This window comes from Actinomadura barringtoniae, assembly GCF_017573505.1.
GTDB classification, from domain to species: Bacteria; Actinomycetota; Actinomycetes; order Streptosporangiales; family Streptosporangiaceae; genus Spirillospora; species Spirillospora barringtoniae.
Genome location: NZ_JAGEOJ010000002.1, coordinates 81817 through 98864, shown reverse-complemented (window position 1 = coordinate 98864; position 17048 = coordinate 81817). Strand labels below are relative to the sequence as shown.

Genomic DNA, 17048 nt, shown 5'->3' with positions numbered 1-17048 from the left:
CATATCCGTATGTCAGATCTGTCCGTGCACGCCACGCCGAGGAGACGCCCATGGTGCCCGCCGGCCGAATCAAGGACCGCGAGGTCACCGCGGTCCGGCTGCTGCGTTCAGCCGCGCGGGCGTCCTTCGACCCCGACATCGCGGTCGACTGGGACGCCCCGTTCGATCCCACCATGCCGTACATGCCGCTCGAGCGGGTCTCGCTGTACGGCACCGCCGCCTGGGACCGGCTGAGCACGCTGCAGCGCATCGAGCTGTCCAAGCACGAGCTCGCCAGCCTGACGGCGGTCGGCATCTGGCTGGAGCTCAACCTGATGCAGCTGTTCATGCGGCACATCTACGACCTGGACCCGCGTACGGCGCACGCGCAGTTCGCGCTCACCGAGGTGGGCGACGAGACCCGGCACTCGATCATGTTCGGCCGCCTGCTCACCAAGCTCGGGACGCCGTCGTACGGGGTACCGAGGGCGGTGCACAACGTGGGGCGGGCGTTCAAGGCGCTCGGTGGCGGCCCCTCCATGTGGGCGATCTTCCTGGTCGGCGAGGAACTGTTCGACCGGTTCCAGCGCGCCACCATGGACGACGAGCGCGTCCAGCCGATCGTCCGCGAGATCAGCCGCATCCACGTGGTCGAGGAGGCGCGGCACGTGCGGTACGCCCGCGAGGAGATCGCGCGGAGCATGGCCGGGCTCGGCCAGGAACGGCTCGCCGCCGCCCGGCGCGGGCTGCACCGGTTCGTCACCGCGTTCGGGGCGACCGCCGCGATGGAGTTCATGATCGACCCGGAGGTCTACCGCTGCGTCGGCCTCCCGCCCAGGACCGGCCGGGAGATCGCCCTGGCCAACCCGCACTACCGCGAGACCCGGCTGTGGATGGGGGAGAAGATCGTGCCGTTCCTGAGCGAGCTCGGCCTGGTCGCCGGGGCGGCCGGCGGGCTCTGGCGCAAGGCCGGACTGGCCCGCTGACGACCGTGACGGGCCTTGATCACCGAATGGAGTACGCCTGATCACCGAATGGAGTACGCCGTATCCCTTGAGTGCCGGTTGTCACGTCCGTTACAAGTAGATCTCGTGGGTACGTCCGATCGGCTGATCGAGCTGCGGCTTCCCGTGGACGGCGTCCCGGAGAAGGCCGCGGCGCTGCGCAGGCATGTCCCGCGCATCGCCCAGGAGGCGGTGCGCGAGATCGAGCGCGAGCTGCCCGACTACGTCCGCCCGCACGACCCCCGCTACGGCAAGGTGATCGGCCAGGCGGTCGAGTGGGTGATAGGGCACTTCATCGACCTGATGATGGACCCGGACCGTTCCTCCGACGAGATCCTGCTGTTCTTCCGCGGGATCGGCATGGGCGAGGCGCGCGAGGGCCGCAGCCTGGACACCTGGCAGGCCGCGATGCGGATCGGCGCCGGGGTCGCGGTACAGCGCCTCACCGCCGAGTCCGAACGCGCCGCCCAGGGCTTCACGCCCGCCGCCACCGGCATGGTCGCCCAGGCGGTCTTCGCCTACCTGGACCAGATCGCGATCGCCGTCGCCGAGGGCCACGCCGAGGCGTCCTCGCGTGCCGCGGGGATGCTCCAGGGCCGCCGCCGCGACCTGCTGGAGCTGCTGATCGGCGACCCGGCCCCGCAGCCGCGCGCGATCAGGGAACGGGCCGACGAGGCGCAGTGGCGGGTGCCGGAGTCGGTCGCGGCCGTGGCGCTGGTCGAACGCGGCGGCACCACCGGACGGCCCGTGCTGCCGCCCGACGCGCTGATCGGCCTGCACCTGGACGAGCCGTGCCTGGTGCTGCCCGACCCGGACGGACCCGGCCGCCGCCACCTCCTGGAGACAGGACTGCGCGGCTGGATCGCCGCCGTGGGCCCGACCGTCTCGCCGCCCGAGTCCGCCAAGTCGCTGAGCCTGGCCCGCCGGGCGCTGGACCTGGCCCGTCGCGGTCTCATCGACGGCTCGGGCCTGGTCGTGGCCGAGGACAACATGCCGGTCCTTGTGCTCACCCAGGACCGCGAGCTGGTCGAACGCGTCGCCGCCCGACGCCTGGCCCCCCTGATGGAGGTCCGTCCCGCGGGCCGCTACAGGTTGGCCGAAACCCTTCTGGCGGCCATCGAATGCGGTTTCAACGCCACCGAGGTCGCCGCCCGCCTCCAGGTCCACCCGCAGACGATCCGCTACCGGATGCGCCAGCTGGAGGAGCTGCTCGGCAAGGACATCGCCGACCCCGGGCAGCGCCTCGAACTGCACATGGTCGTCTACAGCGTCATGCTCAACCGTCCTCCGGACTCCGAGGCCGGCTGAGGATCTCGCGCGCGGCCCTGACCAGGGCGGCGTTGCTCGGCGCCGGTTCCCCGTCCGGCAGCGAGACCGTGTCCTCCAGGCCGATGCGCGCGTCCAGCCCGCGTTCGGCCGCGAGGCGCAGGACCGGCCAGGCGCCGCCTTCCTCCCCGTGCACGAGGATCGGCCGCCCATGGGCCTCGCCGAGCTCCTCCAAAAGAGCCGCGCCGGTCACGGCGGCCGTCTGCGGATCGGTGTCCACGACCTCGGCCAGAACGCGCAGCACCCGCTTCCCAGAGGCCCACGCCAGGAAGCGCGCGGCGGCCTCGGTGCCGGAGTAGATGCCCGCCTCGATCCCGACCCCGTGGTCAAGAAGAGCGTCGGCGACCAGCTCGGCGCCTTCCTCGTGCCAGTTCACCGACGCGTGGTCGGGCAGCACCTTCCACGACTGCACGAGCGCGGCGCGCTTGCGCGGGTCGGGCTCGGTCCAGGCCCCGGTGGTGACGCCGACCTGGATCCCCGGCGCGGCCTCGCGCACGGCCTGGATCACCGCGGCCACCTGGCGCGGCTCAAGGGTGTCGGCGCCGTCCTCGTCCTTCGGATGAAGGTGGACGTCCTCGGCGCCCGCGATCACGGCCTCGCGCACCGCCGCGGCGACCTCCGCGGGGGAGAGCGGCACGCCCTTCTCGCGCGAGCCGTTCGGACAGACCTGCAACATGCCCGGATCATCTCAGACACCCGGCGTTCACCGCCCGCCCGGTCAGCCAGCCGTCACAGAGCGTTCATTCCACGCTCGTTAAATCTGACGGTCCCGCGTTTCCAGTCGGTTTCGCGGTCTTTCCCGGCCTCCGATCTCGATGGATAGTGAGCGCGTCACCTGCGTCATCGTCGGAAGGCACGCGACATGGACTCCGTTCCGATCATCGATCTCACCCCGTGGTCAGAGGGTGACGCCAGCGACCGCCGGGAGGTGGCCGAACGTGTCGATCAGGCGCTGACCGATATCGGGTTCCTCGTGGTGACGGGACATGGGGTTCCGGCCGACGTTCGGACGAAGATACGGGCGGCGGCCAAGCGGTTCTTCGCGCTCCCGGAGGACGTCAAGCGGGCGTACGCGGTGACGGTCGGTGAACGGGGGTGGCTGCCGCCCGGCGTGGAGGCGAACGGGTACGCGGAGGGGACCGAGACGCCGCCCGATCTGAAGGAGACGTTCGCCGTCGGGGCGGACCGGCCGATCGGGAACGAGCTGTTCGACCGGGAGTGGTTCCTGCCGAACGTGTGGCCGGGGGAGGTCCCCGAACTGGAGGGGCTGCTGACTGATTACCTGGCGCGGATGCGGGCGTTGTCGGACGACCTGCTGAAGCTGTGCGCGGCCGCGCTCGAACTGGACGCGGGCTACTTCACCTCCCGGACCCGCAACGCCTCGTACACCATGAACATCAACCGGTACCCGCCGATGTCGCAGCTCGGCGCGCCCGAGCCCGGGCAGTTCCGCATCGGGCCGCACACCGACTTCGGCACGGTGACCGTGCTCGACCGCCAGGACGGCGTCGGCGGGCTGCAGGTCTACTCCGACGAGAGCGGCTGGGTGAACGCGCCCTACGTCGAGGACTCGTTCACCATCAACACCGGCGACCTGCTCGCCCGCTGGTCGGGCGACCGGTGGAAGTCCAACCGGCACCGCGTGCTGCCGCCCGACCCGAGCGCACCCGACGAGGAACTGGTGTCGCTCATCTTCTTCTACGAATGCGACCCGGACGCCCTGATCGAGTCGCTCGCACCGCCCGTCGGCCGGGTCGCGCACCAGCCCGTGCGCGCCCATGACTTCCTGCTCGAACGCCTCGACGCCATCACGATCGGCTGACCGGGAGCCCCCCATGACCTCGCTTGAAGACAGCCAGCACCGTCCCGACCCGCCGGAAGGCGTTCTCGTCCGCGAGGAGGAGTACGGCGACCGGCTGGCCGCCGTGGAGCCCGGCGGCGCCGAGTTCATCCCGTACGACCAGCGGCACGGCACTCCGTTGAAGCTGCTGTGGACCTGGACCTCGCCCAACCTGGAGTTCGCGACCGTCTTCCTCGGCGTGCTCGCCGTCGCCGCGTTCGGGCTGAACTTCTGGCAGGCGGTCGCGGCCGCCGCGCTGGGCTCCGGGCTCGGCGCGATCACGCACGGCATCCTGTCGGCGCGCGGACCTGAACACGGCGTCGCGCAGATGGTGCTCAGCCGGGTCCCGTTCGGCTTCCGGGGCAACGTCCTGCCCGCCGGTCTCAACACCGTCGCGGGCGGCGTGGGGTGGTTCGCGGTCAACAGCGTGAGCGCCACGTTCGCGCTCTCCACCCTGACCGACCTGCCCAAGCCGCTGTGCCTGGTCGCGGTGGTGATCACGCAGGTCGCGATCGCCTACCTCGGCCACAACCTGGTGCACACGGTCGAGCGGTACGCCTTTCCCGTGCTCGCGGTGGTCTTCGCGATCGGCGGGATCATCATCCTCGGCAAGGCCCACTTCGGGTCGGCGGGCGGGCCTGGCGGCGGGCTCGGGGCGTTCATCATCGCCACGGCCGCGGCGTTCGGTTACGCGGCGGGCTGGAATCCTTATGCCGCCGACTACACCCGCTACCTGCCGCCCGACACCGACAAGCGCGCGACCGGCCTGTACGCGGGGCTCGGCGTCTTCCTCGGCTGCACGCTCCTGCAGATCGTCGGATCGGCGTCGGCGACCATCGGCGGCGACGCCCTCGGCGACCCGACCGGCGCGTTCACCGGGCACATGCCGACCGTCGTCGCCAAGCTCACGCTGCTGGCCATCACGCTCGGCGCCATCTGCGCGAACGCCATCAACATCTACTCGGGCGCGATGTCGTTCGTCACGCTCGGCATCCGGCTGCCGGTGCACCTGCAGCGGGCCGTCGCGGCGCTGGCGTTCGGGATCATCGGGCTGGTGGTCGCCTACTTCGGGCTGGACGACGCGGGCCACTCCTACGAGTCGTTCCTCCTGGTCATCGCTTATTGGATCGGTCCCTGGCTGGGCGTGGTGCTGACCGACCAGTGGCTGCGGCGCGGTACGCCGCCGAGCGAGGCGATGCTGTTCGACAAGCGCCACCGCGACTGGGCCGGGCCGATCGCGATGGCCGCCGGCGTGGTGATCTCGGTGTGGCTGTTCTCCAACCAGCAGAAGTACGTGGGGCCGGTGCCCGACCACTGGCCCTCGTTCGGCGACATCACCTTCGCCGTCGGGTTCGTGATCGCCGCCGTCCTCTACGCGGTGCTGCGCAGGGTCAGGAGCTTGTCGGACGACGTCGGGCCGTAGGACTCCAGGGTGACCGGCGCGCCGGACGCCTCCTCGATCACCCGGACCGGATCGCCGAGCGGTTCGAGCACCGGCCGGGCGGTCAGGAGGCGTCCGGTGAGCGCCTCCTGGCGTGCCAGATCGCCGGGCGGGCCCGCCTGGAGCGGGCCCATGCCCTCGTACGCCCGGCAGACCATCAGGTCGGGGCGCGCCCGCGCGACGTCCAGATGGGTGACCGCGAGCTCGTCCACGCCGCCGACGACGTCGAGGGCGTAGCGGAGGGCGACGAGGTCCAGATGGCCGACGCGGAACGAGCCCTGCCAGCGTCCCGTGCCGTTGTGCGGATCCGGGAGCGCGCCCGTCAGCACCTTGTCCTCGGTGACGAACGGGCCGGGCCCGTGGCGCGTCGCGTAGGCCCGCAGCACGCCCAGCCGCGTCGCGCTCTCGCCCGCCTCCGCCAGCAGGGTCTCGGCGTTGGCGAACGTGGTCGTTGACCAGGTCGTGTACGGGTGGAAGCCGTGCCACTCGTCCAGCAGCACGCCCTGCGCCCCCTCGAACACCACGTTCCCGGCCCGCAGCAGCCCGTGCAGGTGCGTCCCGTCCACGATCCGCACCCGTTCACCGAACGCCACGAACGCATCCGCGCAATCCTCGACCGGCGGAAGCTCGCTCTCGGGGAAGGCCTCCCGGCACCAGTCGCGGAGGGCGGTGAGGCGGCGGCGCAGGCGGGCGGGGGAGAGGCAGTCGCCCGCGCGCGGGGCGTCGTCGTAGGCGAGGGCGTAGGCGGCGGTCTCGCCGACGCCCATGCCGCAGGAGCCGTGCCGGGCCGCGCCGCGCGCGAGTTCACGCGCGCGGCCGGCGGCCCGGTGGTACGGCGTGGTGAGCAGCGCGTCGCGGTCGACCGTGAGGCGGTCCAGGGCGTCCGGCACGCCCACGTCGCGCAGGTGGGCGGCCTCGGCGGCGAGCGCCAGCGGGTCGGCCATCATGAAGCGCGACAGGTGCGTGCGGACGCCCGGCGTGAACGTGCCCGAGCCGAACTGGGCGAACGTGTGGTGCCGCCCGCCCGGCGTGACGACGTTGTGGGCCGCCTGGGCGCCGCCGTTGAAGCGGACCACGGCGTGGACCGGCTCAAGCCCCCGTGAGCTGAGCCGATCCACCACCGTGCCCTTGCCGGCGTCCCCGAAGCCGAGGTCGACGACGATCGTGTGCGCCATCGCCTTACAACCGAGTGACGGCGGCGTTCATCGGGGAGAGCGCGCGGGAGACCGAGGCGCCCGCGTCCGAGCCGACCTCGTCGAGGTGCGCCAGGCCCTCGTCCAGGTCGATGGCCTCCTCGGCGAGCCCGATCGTCAGCGCGATCGTCTCGCTGACGGCGTTCAGGTCGTCGAGGTAGAGGACGTGCTGGCCGAGCAGGCCCTGCCAGAAGTCCTTCAGCTTGCGGTTGCCGGAGTGGTAGGCGCCCTCGGGGATGATGAAGTAGACCTCGTACATGCGCTGCAGCTCGCGCAGGATCTGCTCGACGCCGATGTCCTCGGGCACGCCCTCGCCGCCGATGACGTGCCGCACCTGGCGGCCGCTGACCTTCGGGTAGGCCAGCTCGTCGCCGATCATGAACAGGTAGCCGCGCTTGCCGCGCTTCTCGAAGCAGTCGATCGAGGTGTGGCGGGCCATGAAGTACATGCCGAGCTCGTACGACTCGCGCATCTGCCCGCCGCCACCGCCCTCGAGGTAGATCTTGCCGAGGTCGTCGTCCATCCGGTTGTCGGCCTCGAACTGGCCGATCTGCAGCGGCGCCCGGTCGCAGGTGGCGTCGCCGACCGCGCCGAACATGACGTGCGGGTGCTCGACGTAGCCCTTGCGCAGCAGCAGGCCGAGCAGGTCGGGCAGCTTCTCCTGCAGCCGCCGCGGCACGGTGCCCATCGAGCCGGTCACGTCGAACAGCACGGCGATCGCGAGCGACTCGGGATGGTCGACCGAGTCCCTGCTCTCCCGCGCTCGCACGCCGCGCGGGTCGAGGTCGGGGTGGACGGAGGTGGCGCCGCTGTCGCTGTAGGCGAACGCGCTGACACCGTTGGCCGCCCGGTAGTGCGCGGCGGCGTCGTAGACGTTGGTGGACCAGTTTCCGCTTCCCATGGTGTTCTCCTTTGTCACCGAGGGGCCGGCATCGTGAAGGGACGGAATCGGCGCGGGCCGTAGAGGCGCTCCAGGACCTCGTCCAGCTCGCCGAGCAGCCGCCAGGCGTCGTTCGGGCGGCGGTTCTGGGCCGACAGCAGGCAGCCCTTGGCGAACAGCTGGAGCGGCTTGGGCGCCTGGTCGCCCATCAGGTAGGTCATGCAGCGGGTGGCCATGTAGAGGTCGGTCGCCGCGCTCGCCTGCCGCCGCCCCGAAACCTCGGGCGGATACCAGTCGGCGTAGCGGTTGACCATGGCCGGGACGCGGCCGCTGGAGTCGACGCGGGCGTAGCAGCCGGGGACCGAGTAGCACCAGTCGACCAGGACCACGCCGTGCTTCCCGGGATGGATGAGCACGTGGTCGGGCAGGACGGCGCCGTGCAGCACGACCGCGCGGTGCGCGAAGCCGAGCCCGACCAGCAGCCGCCGCCACATCCACGCGGCGTCGCGCGGGTCGAGGCCGCCGGGGTGCGCGGCGCGCACCTCGGCGAGGCTGTGGAAGCCGTCCAGCGCGCCGATCGCGTTGGCCGTACGGCGCTCGCCGGTGGCCGGGTCGCGATGCTCGAACGACTCGTACAGGCGCGGCACGTACGGCAGGTAGCGGCCGTCGCCGTCCTTGGGCAGCTGGCGCAGCGCCACCGCCTCGCGTTCGATGAGGTCGCTGTCGCGCGGGTCGCGCGGCAGCTTGACCAAGGCGTCGCGCGAGCGCGAGCCAGTGCTCGGCACGCGGTAGAGGTCGGCCAGGTCGCCTTCCAGAACGTTCATCTGATGCCTACAGCGTCGGGACCCCGTCCTTCAGGGAAGCGAGGAAACGCGGCGCGGTGCACCATGGTCATCACCCTTCGGGATGGTTGCGGTGAGTGGTTTTGTCGGTGCTGTTGGTTAACGTTCCGAGTGTGAAGATCGTGGTGCAGGTGAAGCTGCTGCCGACGCCCGAGCAGGCGGCGGCTCTGGCGGCGACCCTGCATACCTGTAACGCGGCGGCCAACTATGCGTCGGGGGTGGCGTTCCGCGAGTTCGGGCTGAAGGCCAGGCAAGTCCCCTTGCATCGCGCCGTGTACGCCGAGTTGAGGTCGCGGGGGCTGGGTGCGCAGGCCGCCGTTCGGGCGATCAAGAAAGTCGTCGACGCTTATGCCACGTTGCGAGCCGCCATTAGCGCCGGGCGGCTGGGCAAGGAGGGCTCGCCACGTCGGGCCAAGGCAGAGTCCAAGTCGGTCACGTTCCGCTCGAACGCTGCGCACGCCTATGACGACCGAATCCTGTCCTGGCGGTACGACGCGCGGACGGTGTCGATCTGGACCGTTCACGGTCGCTTGAAGGGCGTGGCCTTCACCGGGTCGGCTATGCAGCTGAAGACCCTGGCCGAGCATCGCCGAGGCGAGTCGGATCTGCTGGTCCGCGACGGAATGTGGTTTCTGGTCGCGACCTGCGAGATCCCCGAGACTCAGCCGTACGAGCCGCGCGACTGGGTTGGAGTGGATCGGGGGATTGTCAACTTGGCTACCACCTCCGATGGTACGAACTATCAGGGCCGGGGCTTGGAGAGGTATCGGCGGCGGATGGCCCGTGTGCGGGCAGAGTTGCAGGCCAAAGGCACCCGCTCGGCCAAGCGCAAGCTGAAGAAGCGGGCGCGCCGGGAGGCCCGGCACGCCACGCACGTCAACCACGCGATCGCCAAGAGCGTGGTGGCCGATGCCGAACGCACCGGACGCGGAATCGCCCTGGAAGATCTGCAGGGCATTCGTGACCGGACAAGGGTTCCACGGCACCAGCGGGCCACCCACTCGTCCTGGCCGTTCCACCAACTCGGGCAGCACCTCACCTACAAGGCTCTGCGCGCGGGAGTGCCCATGGTGACGGTGGACGCCCACTACACATCCCAGACATGCCCGCGCTGCGGGCACGTCTCCCGTAAGAACCGTCCCACCAGGGACACTTTCTGCTGCGTGGTCTGCGGGCTCGCCGGCCCGGCCGACCACATCGCCGCCGTGAACGTGCGAACACGGGCACGAGTGGCGTGGGTATTCGTCAACATGCCCCATGCGGCCGTGTCACCGTCCTCTCGTCAGGGATTGTCATGAGCTGCAAACTCGGACTCCTTCAGAGCCAGGTAGTTGGCCTGATCTCCTCCTCCCGGCTGGGCCGGAGCAGGGCGGGATGCAGCAGGCGGGCGTCGCCCGCGCGGTAGAGCTTGGGCCGGGGGCCGCCGCGGCGGCCGCCACGGTCGGAGGTGGTCCCGGTCGACTCCACGAACCCGGGGACCGACAGGACCTTGCGATGGAAGTTGCCCGCGTGCAGTTCCTCGCCCCAGACGGCCTCGTAGACCGCGCGCAGCTCGGGGACGGTGAACTCGGGCGTGCAGAACGCCGTCGCGAGCGGGGTGTACTCCAGCTTGGAGCGGGCGCGCTCGAGGCCGTCGCTGAGGATGCGCGCGTGGTCGAAGGCGAGCCTGCGGGTCGTGCCGGGCCGCTGGCCGGCGTCCTCGGTGAGGCCGAGCGCCTCGACCGGGACCCAGGCCGCGTCGGCGGCGTCGCCGCCCGCCTCGGGGTCGGGCAGCTCGGGCGCGAACGCCAGGTAGGCGACGGAGATGACGCGCATCCGGGGGTCGCGGCCGGGCCTGCCGTACGTGCCGAGCTGCTCCAGGTGGACGCGGCCGAGCGCGCCGCCCTTGGCGCTGAGTCCGGTCTCCTCGGCCAGCTCGCGTACGGCCGCGTCGGGCAGGTCCTCGGCGTCGCGGACGCTGTGCACGAAGCCGCCGGGCAGCGCCCAGCTCCCGGCGAACGGCGCGTTGCCGCGGCGGACCAGCAGGACGTGCAGGGCGCCGTCGCGAATGGTCAGCGCCACGACGTCCACGGTCACCGAGACCGGGTCGTAGTCGCGCGGATCGTAGTTCGCGAGGAACTCCTGCTCGTCCCGCTGCGGGTCCGGCGTCATCACGTCGCCCTCTTCCTGAGAAGGTCTCATATTGAGTAAATCTCGTTCTGAGAAGAACGTACGCCAGGAGGGTGGGAGATGTCCACCCGCACTTCATTGACAGAGGCTTGACAGTCGGCGATCAAGCACAGAAAGTACTCCAAGACCCGCACAACGGGCCCTCGAAGAGGAGACCACCGGATGCTCCCCGACCGCCGGAACGCGAAGACCTCGTGCTCACCCCGGGAGATCGAAGTGCTCCGCCGCGTCGCCGAGGGGATGACGGACGACCAGATCGCCCGCACCCTCGGCATCTCGCGGCGGACCGTCCGCACCCACCTGGAACGGATCTTCAAGAAACACGGCCTGCACTCGCGGGCCGCCGCCGTGGGGATACTGCGCAACGATCAGTGGTGAGACCGTTCAGGCGCCGGGCGGTTCAGGCGCCGGACCGTTCAGGCGTAGGACCGTTCAGGCGTAGGGGTGCGGGCGCTCGTGGGTCAGCCCGCCGAACGCGGCGAACGCCGGGTGCGCGGCGGGCGGGTAGGACGGCAGCCCGAACGGCAGCAGGTCGGGCGTGTAGAAGCGGAAGACGCAGAAGCCCAGGTCAGCGATCTCCGGGCTCGTCATGTCCAGCAGCGCCAGCCGGGCGCCCTGCGTGCCCTGCCCGCCCCGCGTGCCTTGCGGCTGCAGGATCGCGCGCGTCACCGAGGCCACGTCGGTGCGGGAGAAGTCGGGCAGCAGCGAGGCGGGGACGCGCACGTCCGGGGTGAACTTCTCGTCCAGCACCTTGCGGTTCTCGGGCAGCGAGTAGAGGAAGACGTTGTCGTCGAGGTTGTCGATGCCCTCCCCGCCGCCCTCGGCCCGGCGCCCCTCCTGCGCGAAGCTCACGATCGCCATGTGCGGCATCGCCGAGCATTCGATGAACGCCTTGTACATCGCGGCCTCAAGATCGCTGTCCGCGCCGTTGCCCACCACGGCCGCCGGGACCTCGCCCTCCAGCGTGCTCTCCATGACGCCCGCGATGACGTGCAGCCCGAACTCCTGCCCGCCCAGATGGTGGAAGCGCAGCCGGGCCCGGTTGCGGGGGAGCGTCCGGCGGACGATGCGCGCGAGCGCGGGCGTCCGCTCGTCCATCACGATCTCCGGCGCGACCCGCCCCGAGTACCAGTGGCCGGTCGTCACGTGCCCCTGGACGAGCTCGTACAGCGCCGAACGCAGCGCGAGCGGCGGCCTGGTGTGCGCTGCGGTCCCGGTGGTGATGCCGGGGACGATGCGCGGCTCGACGTCGGGGCGCGGCGGCAGGTAGCCGACGATCGCGAGCTGGGCGGGGATCCAGAGCGGCTCGCCGGTCGCGACGTCCACGCCGCACGTCCAGCCCAGCTCGGCGTCCGGGCGCCAGCGCCGGAACGGGAAGCCGGGCCGCGCGAGCTGCTCGTCGGAGAAGAACCGCAGGCCGTCGACCGCGAGCACCTGCTCGGCGCCGTGCCGTTCGACCATCTCGGCGAGCGTGCCGCGCTCGGCGGGCCGGCTCCGGTCGACCGGATGGACCATGTGGGCGTAGCGCTCGACGGTCTCGCCGAGCACCCGCATCATCGCCTCCTCGACGCTCGTTCCGTACCCGCCGATGTGGTACGACAGCGCCTTCTCCATGCCGAGCAGCCGGTGCACGTTCGTGAGCTGCCCGGTGAGCACCGCGACCTTGGGCGAGACCTCGTCCCGCAACGACACGACCAGGTTCTTCTGCAGGCCGGTCAGCGGGCTCACCAGCCGTTCCAGGTACTCCTGCGCGCCCGGCTCCAGCCCGCCGCGATGGGCCACCGAGGCGATCATCGGGCCACCTGGTTGAGGTAGGTGCGCACGTCGAAATGGAGCTGCCGCTGGACCGCCTCTCGGCGCGGCACGCACACCCGGCAGCTCGGCAGGCGCAGCACGTCGTGGTAGCAGAACTCCATGGTCGGCAGGTACACCGTCAGCGCCTTCCCGATCGTGAACGTCGATCCGGCCACGAGGTGGTTGACGGCCTCCAGGCTGACCAGCGAGGCGACCAGTGACCGTACCGGCGCGGGCAGGACCGGGCGGCCGAGCCGCACCTGCCCCTGGGCGAGCGCGCGCTTGTACCGGACGTAGGAGTCGCTCTCGCGCATGTTGAGCGCCACCCGCCGCTCGAAGCACTCGTAGCAGGGGGAACGTCCCGGGACCACGGTCGGGCCGACGACGAGGAAGGGGCCGTCGGAGGCCGCGTGGACCCACGGGACGTTCAGCCCGATGGCGATCCTGTTGAGGTTGCGCAGCAGGATCGGGTTGACGACGTCGAGCGCGGCGACCAGGAGCGTGTCCCGGAACGTCGCGAACTCGTCGAGGAGCCGTTCGCCGTGCAGCGCGTCGCCCTCGCGCCCGGCCAGGTTGTCCTGGCAGAGCCGCCGCCACAGCGCGTCGTCGGCGAAACGCTCGACCGACGCGGCCTCGGCGGAGGCGGCCAGGTGCTCATGCGTCTGCGCCGCGATCTCCCCGTCGCCCAGCACGAGTGCCGTACGGGCCGTGACGGGCGCGAGCTCGTCGCCCGCCATCAGCGTCGCCACGTAGTGGTCGAGCGCGCTGGAGGGCGCCAGCTCGGCCGCGCGGGCCGACAGCAGCCGCGCGCACACGTCCTGGACGTCGGCGACGCGCACCCCGGTCCGCGCGGCGATCTCGGCGACGGTCGAGGTGCCGTCCAGCGCGTCGATCACCGCGAGCAGCCGGCCGCCGCCCGCGTCGTCGGTCAGCGTCACCGAGGTGGCGTTCCAGACGCCCTCGCGCAGCTCGACCAGGTCCGGGCCGTGCACGACGACGGAGTACTGGGTCTTCACGCGGGGCCGGTCGCCGGGCTCCGGCACTGCCTCACTCGGTGCGGTCACGGTGCTCCTCGAGGACGCCCACGACGACGGTGTGGACGAGGGTGGCGGTGAGGCCGTCGAGGCCCAGCGCCTCGTTGACCTCCTGGTCGTAGAACCCGGCCGTCTCGACGTCGCCGAGGCCGAGCGCGGTCACGGCCAGATGGACGTTCTGCACGATCTCCCCGGCCTCCAGGAACAGGTAGCGCAGGCCGCGGTCGCCGTACTTGCGGTAGAGCTTGGGCGGGCGCCCGCACAGGAACAGCGCGGCCCCGGCCTGCGAGACCGAGATCATCTCCTCGCTGAAGCAGCACGCCTCCAGCGCCCGTTCCATCGCCGCCTCGCCGTCCACCAGCCAGAGCGCGCCGCCGCGCGGGTCGAAGCGGTAGAGCCCGCGTTCCAGGCCCTCGACGTTCGCCGCCGCGACGTGCAGGTCGACGCCGTACAGACCGCCGGGGGAGGGTGCGGTGCGCCAGAGCATCTCCACGGTGTCGTCGCTGCCCGGCACCTCGACGCGGGCGCGCGCGGTGATCCCGGCGGCGGCCCACAGCAGCGCCGACAGGTCGGCCCGCCCGACGCTGCCGCCGGAGAAGCGGCGCCTGCTCCGGCGCCGCCGCAGGCAGTCGGCCAGCGACGCGTCCAGGGGGCTCGGGTCGGGCAGCGGAACGCGCACGACCGCATCGATCGCCTCGCGGCCGTTGTGGCTCAGCATCGTGAGGCCGGAGTCGATGAAGTAGCCCCGCACGCTCGCCTGTGCCTCGTGGTCGTGCCGTTCGATGCCGGTGTTCAGCAGGAACAGGTCGGCCAGCTGGTCCTGCGCGGAGGTCGTCCCGGCCCGGTAGCGGGTGGCCGCCGTACGGAACCCCGTCGACTCGAACGCCCGGTCCACCGAGATGAGCGAGTTGGCCAGGATCGCCCGCTGGAACGGGTCGGTCCAGGTCTCCGGATCGGACATGAAGCGCCTCCCGGCGGTCTCCCGGCATGGGACCGCGCCACCGGCCCCGGCAGGAAGAAGGCAGGTGACGCGGAGGTTGCGATCAGGCCGTGGCGTCGCCCTCGGGCGTGCCAGGGGCCTCGATGTCGTCCCATGAGGACACCGCGGCGCAGGTGCAGTGCCCGCCCACGCACGAGGTGGTGAGGCCGGGGGAGATGGCGAGCTCGACCATCTCGCCCGGCGCGAGCAGGTCGTCGCGGCTGGCGGTGAGGTGTTCCGCGGAGCTGGCCACGGTCACGTCCATGCGCTTGATCCCTTCTCCCGGTGGACATGGCCGAGCGTAGGGATCAAGCCTCCGCGTGAGCAGTCGGCAATATGACCGACAGTCAGTGGACGCGGAAGCCTCAGCGGCGGTGACGGCCGCCGGAATTCGGCTGGTCGGGCCAGTCGTCGTCGTAGCGGTTGCCGTAGGGATCGGCGTACGGGTCGTTGTCGCCGTAGGGCCCGTTCGGGTCGTACGGGCTGTTCGGGTCGCGCTGGTACTGGCCGCTGGGGAAGCGCCCGGTCGGCCCGGTCGAGTAGCGGCCGGCCGGGAACTGGCCCGTCTCCTGCGGTTGCGGTGGCTGCGGTTGCGGTTGCGGTTGCTGAGGCGGCTGCTGCTGCCGAGGCTGTTGGTAGGGATCCTGCGGCTGTTGCGGCGGCGGATTGAACGAGTACGGGTCGCGGGAGTAGGCGCCGCTGGAGTACGCGCCGGTCGACTGCCGCGCCGGCGGGGGACCGGGCGGCGCGCCGTGCGGGGGACCGAGGGGGGCGACGCCGGGCGGCAGCGCGCTGCGCGGCATCGTGCCCTGGACCATGGTGCCGGGCGGCATCGTCCCGGGCGGCGGCGCCGACAGCGCGACCGAGGCCATCGGGCGCGGCCCGTTCGCCGCCTGCTTGAGCAGGTCGCGCAGCTGGCTCTTGCGGCGCCCGTACGCGACGTAGGCGACGACGCCGAACGCCATCCAGATCGTGAAGTAGCCCCACGTCTTGACCTGCAGGTTGAGCATCAGCCAGCCGGTCGCCAGGATCGTCAGCAGCACGGTCAGCGGCGCCGCGGGGACCTTGAAGGGGCGGTGCAGGTCGGGCCGGTCGCGGCGGAGCGCCAGCACGGCGGCGGCCACGAACAGGAACGCGAAGAGCGTTCCGATGACGACCATCTGCTCCAGCGTCAGCACGTCGATCGTCTGCGACATCAGGATCGCGGCGGCGCCCGCGACCAGCGTCGCGCGCGAGGGCACCTTGAACCGGCTCATCCCGGCGATCGGGCGGGGCAGCAGCCCGTCGCGCGACATCGAGAAGATCACGCGGGTGAGGCTGATGATGAGCACCAGGATGACGGTGGTGAGGCCGAGCACCACGCCGACGTCGATGATCTTGCCCATCGAGTCCGCGCCGACCTTGCCGAATTCTGAGGCCAGCAGCGCGTTCTGCGGATCGAGCCGCTTGTAGGAGACCATTCCGAGCGAGGCGATCGCGATGCCGATGTAGAGCACGATCGTGATGAGCAGGGCCGAGATCATGCCGCGCGGCACCTTGCGGGGCGCGTCCTCGGTCTCCTCCGAGGCGGTCGCGATGAGGTCGAAGCCGATGTAGCCGAACGCGATCGCGGGGGTGGCGGCGAGGATGCCCCAGATGCCGAACACCTTCGGGTCGCCGCCGGTGAGCGCGCCCCAGATGGCGTCCAGCACGGTCTGGTTGCCGGTGCCGGCGGCCGACTGCGCGGGCGGGATGAACGGGCTGGTCAGGTTGGCCGGGTGGAAGAACTTCAGGCCCGTGGCGATGACCAGCGCGATGACGATCAGCTTGGCCAGCACCATGTACCAGAGGGTGCGCAGGCCCATCCGGCTGCCGGTGGCCAGCATGCCGACGACCAGGAGCAGGATCAGCAGCGCGAAGAGGTCGAAGCCCTTCTGCTGGCCGATGATGTCGGCCAGGAACGAGGGGATCTTGACGTGGAAGTCCACCAGCGTCTGCGTCAGATAGGCCGACCAGGCCCGGGCCAGCACCGAGGCGGCCAGCAGCAGCTCCAGGATCAGCGCCCAGCCGACCACCCACGCCCAGATCTCGCCGAACGCGACGTAGCTGAAGGAGTAGGCGCTGCCCGCGACCGGCACGATGGACGACAGCTCGGCGTAGGACAGCGCGGCGAGCAGGCACACGATCCCGGCCACCACGAACGAAATGATCACCGCCGGGCCGGCCGAACCGGCCGCCTGCTGCCCGGAGATCTTGAAGATCCCCGCGCCGATCATCACGCCGAGGCCGAGCACGATCAGGTCGCGGGTCCGGTAGACCACGCGGAGCCGGTGCCGTCCTCCATAGAGCTGCCCGGTGGCCTGCTCGACCGGCAGGCGCCGGAACATGTCGTTACGCATGCGGATGTCCCAGGTCATAGGTAACTCCCCCAGGCCTGAACCCGCGCCGCTGTTCGCGAGACAGAACTTGTCGAAGTCCCCAAGAATTCACCACGTTTAGGTAAAACCGCAACGTTTTCCCTTGATTAGCTCCATATCGGTCCTGCACCGGACGCATCGACGTTCCCCTTCGCCGCCCCGTTCACCGGT

Annotated in this window: 16 protein-coding genes; 6 read left to right on the top strand and 10 right to left on the bottom strand. The window is 71.1% G+C overall.

What is annotated here, in order from left to right; all coding sequences use genetic code 11:
* Positions 1–50 precede the first annotated feature (50 nt).
* Complete coding sequence (locus tag J4573_RS04350) at positions 51–965, top strand: AurF N-oxygenase family protein (protein WP_208253922.1); 915 nt, start codon at positions 51–53, stop codon at positions 963–965.
* A gap of 105 nt (positions 966–1070) precedes the next feature.
* Positions 1071–2291 carry a PucR family transcriptional regulator gene (locus J4573_RS04345; RefSeq protein ID WP_307796490.1) on the top strand — a complete coding sequence of 407 codons (1221 nt, stop codon included), beginning with the start codon at positions 1071–1073 and terminating at the stop codon, positions 2289–2291.
* Here J4573_RS04345 and J4573_RS04340 read toward each other — a convergent pair.
* Positions 2260–2985 carry a 3-keto-5-aminohexanoate cleavage protein gene (locus tag J4573_RS04340; protein ID WP_208253920.1) on the bottom strand — a complete coding sequence of 242 codons (726 nt, stop codon included), beginning with the start codon at positions 2983–2985 and terminating at the stop codon, positions 2260–2262. The genes J4573_RS04345 and J4573_RS04340 overlap by 32 nt on opposite strands.
* A gap of 186 nt (positions 2986–3171) precedes the next feature.
* Here J4573_RS04340 and J4573_RS04335 point away from each other — a divergent pair, with 186 nt between their 5' ends.
* Both J4573_RS04335 and J4573_RS04330 read left to right on the top strand, forming a co-directional pair.
* The gene (locus J4573_RS04335; protein ID WP_208253919.1) at positions 3172–4131 is read left to right on the top strand and encodes an isopenicillin N synthase family dioxygenase; all 960 of its coding nucleotides are present in this window, start codon (positions 3172–3174) and stop codon (positions 4129–4131) included.
* A gap of 13 nt (positions 4132–4144) precedes the next feature.
* Positions 4145–5572 carry a purine-cytosine permease family protein gene (locus J4573_RS04330; protein ID WP_208253918.1) on the top strand — a complete coding sequence of 476 codons (1428 nt, stop codon included), beginning with the start codon at positions 4145–4147 and terminating at the stop codon, positions 5570–5572.
* Here J4573_RS04330 and J4573_RS04325 read toward each other — a convergent pair.
* Genes J4573_RS04325 through J4573_RS04315 form a run of 3 tightly spaced genes read right to left on the bottom strand, consistent with a single transcriptional unit; the run spans position 5521 to position 8487 of the window.
* Positions 5521–6765 carry an adenylosuccinate synthetase gene (locus J4573_RS04325; RefSeq protein WP_208253917.1) on the bottom strand — a complete coding sequence of 415 codons (1245 nt, stop codon included), beginning with the start codon at positions 6763–6765 and terminating at the stop codon, positions 5521–5523. The genes J4573_RS04330 and J4573_RS04325 overlap by 52 nt on opposite strands.
* A 4-nt stretch (positions 6766–6769) precedes the next feature.
* Positions 6770–7684: a hypothetical protein gene (locus J4573_RS04320; protein WP_208253916.1), complete on the bottom strand. Its 915-nt coding sequence runs from the start codon at positions 7682–7684 to the stop codon at positions 6770–6772.
* A 14-nt stretch (positions 7685–7698) separates the two neighbouring features.
* The gene (locus J4573_RS04315; RefSeq protein WP_208253915.1) at positions 7699–8487 is read right to left on the bottom strand and encodes a serine/threonine-protein kinase; all 789 of its coding nucleotides are present in this window, start codon (positions 8485–8487) and stop codon (positions 7699–7701) included.
* A 131-nt stretch (positions 8488–8618) separates the two neighbouring features.
* On the opposite strand from J4573_RS04315, the gene J4573_RS04310 reads away from it, so the two are divergent.
* Complete coding sequence (locus J4573_RS04310; RefSeq protein ID WP_208253914.1) at positions 8619–9803, top strand: RNA-guided endonuclease InsQ/TnpB family protein; 1185 nt, start codon at positions 8619–8621, stop codon at positions 9801–9803.
* A gap of 19 nt (positions 9804–9822) precedes the next feature.
* Here the strand turns inward: J4573_RS04310 and J4573_RS04305 are convergent, their stop codons facing one another.
* Positions 9823–10686, bottom strand: a complete 864-nt coding sequence (locus J4573_RS04305) for an NUDIX hydrolase (protein WP_243772471.1) — start codon at positions 10684–10686, stop codon at positions 9823–9825.
* Positions 10687–10836: 150 nt separating this feature from the next.
* On the opposite strand from J4573_RS04305, the gene J4573_RS04300 reads away from it, so the two are divergent.
* Entirely contained in the window at positions 10837–11052 is a 216-nt protein-coding gene (locus tag J4573_RS04300; RefSeq protein WP_208253913.1) for a response regulator transcription factor, read from the top strand.
* Between the two features lie 54 nt (positions 11053–11106).
* Here J4573_RS04300 and J4573_RS04295 read toward each other — a convergent pair whose 3' ends face one another.
* The 5 genes from J4573_RS04295 to J4573_RS04275 all read right to left on the bottom strand — a co-directional run bounded on the left by J4573_RS04295 (position 11107) and on the right by J4573_RS04275 (position 16877).
* Positions 11107–12468 (bottom strand): YcaO-like family protein, encoded by a 1362-nt coding sequence (locus tag J4573_RS04295; RefSeq protein WP_208253912.1) that lies wholly within the window; start codon positions 12466–12468, stop codon positions 11107–11109.
* Positions 12465–13532, bottom strand: a complete 1068-nt coding sequence (locus J4573_RS04290; RefSeq protein WP_208253911.1) for a TOMM precursor leader peptide-binding protein — start codon at positions 13530–13532, stop codon at positions 12465–12467. The genes J4573_RS04295 and J4573_RS04290 overlap by 4 nt, the downstream gene beginning before the upstream one ends.
* On the bottom strand, positions 13516–14463 hold the full coding sequence (locus tag J4573_RS04285) for a SagB family peptide dehydrogenase (protein ID WP_208253910.1): 948 nt from the start codon (positions 14461–14463) through the stop codon (positions 13516–13518). The genes J4573_RS04290 and J4573_RS04285 overlap by 17 nt, the downstream gene beginning before the upstream one ends.
* Before the next feature lie 82 nt (positions 14464–14545).
* A complete protein-coding gene (locus tag J4573_RS04280) occupies positions 14546–14746 on the bottom strand; it encodes a hypothetical protein (RefSeq protein WP_208253909.1) in 201 nt (66 codons plus the stop codon).
* Positions 14747–14846: 100 nt separating this feature from the next.
* Entirely contained in the window at positions 14847–16877 is a 2031-nt protein-coding gene (locus J4573_RS04275; RefSeq protein ID WP_243772470.1) for an APC family permease, read from the bottom strand.
* Between the last annotated feature and the right edge of the window lie 171 nt (positions 16878–17048).

Excerpts from the sequence above, each read along its gene's own strand:
- J4573_RS04285 (WP_208253910.1), bottom strand. The coding sequence starts at position 14,463 with ATGTCCGATCCGGAGACCTGGACCGACCCGTTCCAGCGGGCGATCCTG.
- J4573_RS04280 (WP_208253909.1), bottom strand. The coding sequence starts at position 14,746 with ATGGACGTGACCGTGGCCAGCTCCGCGGAACACCTCACCGCCAGCCGC.
- J4573_RS04320 (WP_208253916.1), bottom strand. The coding sequence starts at position 7,684 with ATGGGAAGCGGAAACTGGTCCACCAACGTCTACGACGCCGCCGCGCAC.
- J4573_RS04300 (WP_208253913.1), top strand. The coding sequence starts at position 10,837 with ATGCTCCCCGACCGCCGGAACGCGAAGACCTCGTGCTCACCCCGGGAG.
- J4573_RS04335 (WP_208253919.1), top strand. The coding sequence starts at position 3,172 with ATGGACTCCGTTCCGATCATCGATCTCACCCCGTGGTCAGAGGGTGAC.
- J4573_RS04330 (WP_208253918.1), top strand. The coding sequence starts at position 4,145 with ATGACCTCGCTTGAAGACAGCCAGCACCGTCCCGACCCGCCGGAAGGC.
- J4573_RS04340 (WP_208253920.1), bottom strand. The coding sequence starts at position 2,985 with ATGTTGCAGGTCTGTCCGAACGGCTCGCGCGAGAAGGGCGTGCCGCTC.
- J4573_RS04305 (WP_243772471.1), bottom strand. The coding sequence starts at position 10,686 with ATGAGACCTTCTCAGGAAGAGGGCGACGTGATGACGCCGGACCCGCAG.
- J4573_RS04325 (WP_208253917.1), bottom strand. The coding sequence starts at position 6,765 with ATGGCGCACACGATCGTCGTCGACCTCGGCTTCGGGGACGCCGGCAAG.
- J4573_RS04275 (WP_243772470.1), bottom strand. The coding sequence starts at position 16,877 with ATGACCTGGGACATCCGCATGCGTAACGACATGTTCCGGCGCCTGCCG.
- J4573_RS04350 (WP_208253922.1), top strand. The coding sequence starts at position 51 with ATGGTGCCCGCCGGCCGAATCAAGGACCGCGAGGTCACCGCGGTCCGG.
- J4573_RS04315 (WP_208253915.1), bottom strand. The coding sequence starts at position 8,487 with ATGAACGTTCTGGAAGGCGACCTGGCCGACCTCTACCGCGTGCCGAGC.
- J4573_RS04295 (WP_208253912.1), bottom strand. The coding sequence starts at position 12,468 with ATGATCGCCTCGGTGGCCCATCGCGGCGGGCTGGAGCCGGGCGCGCAG.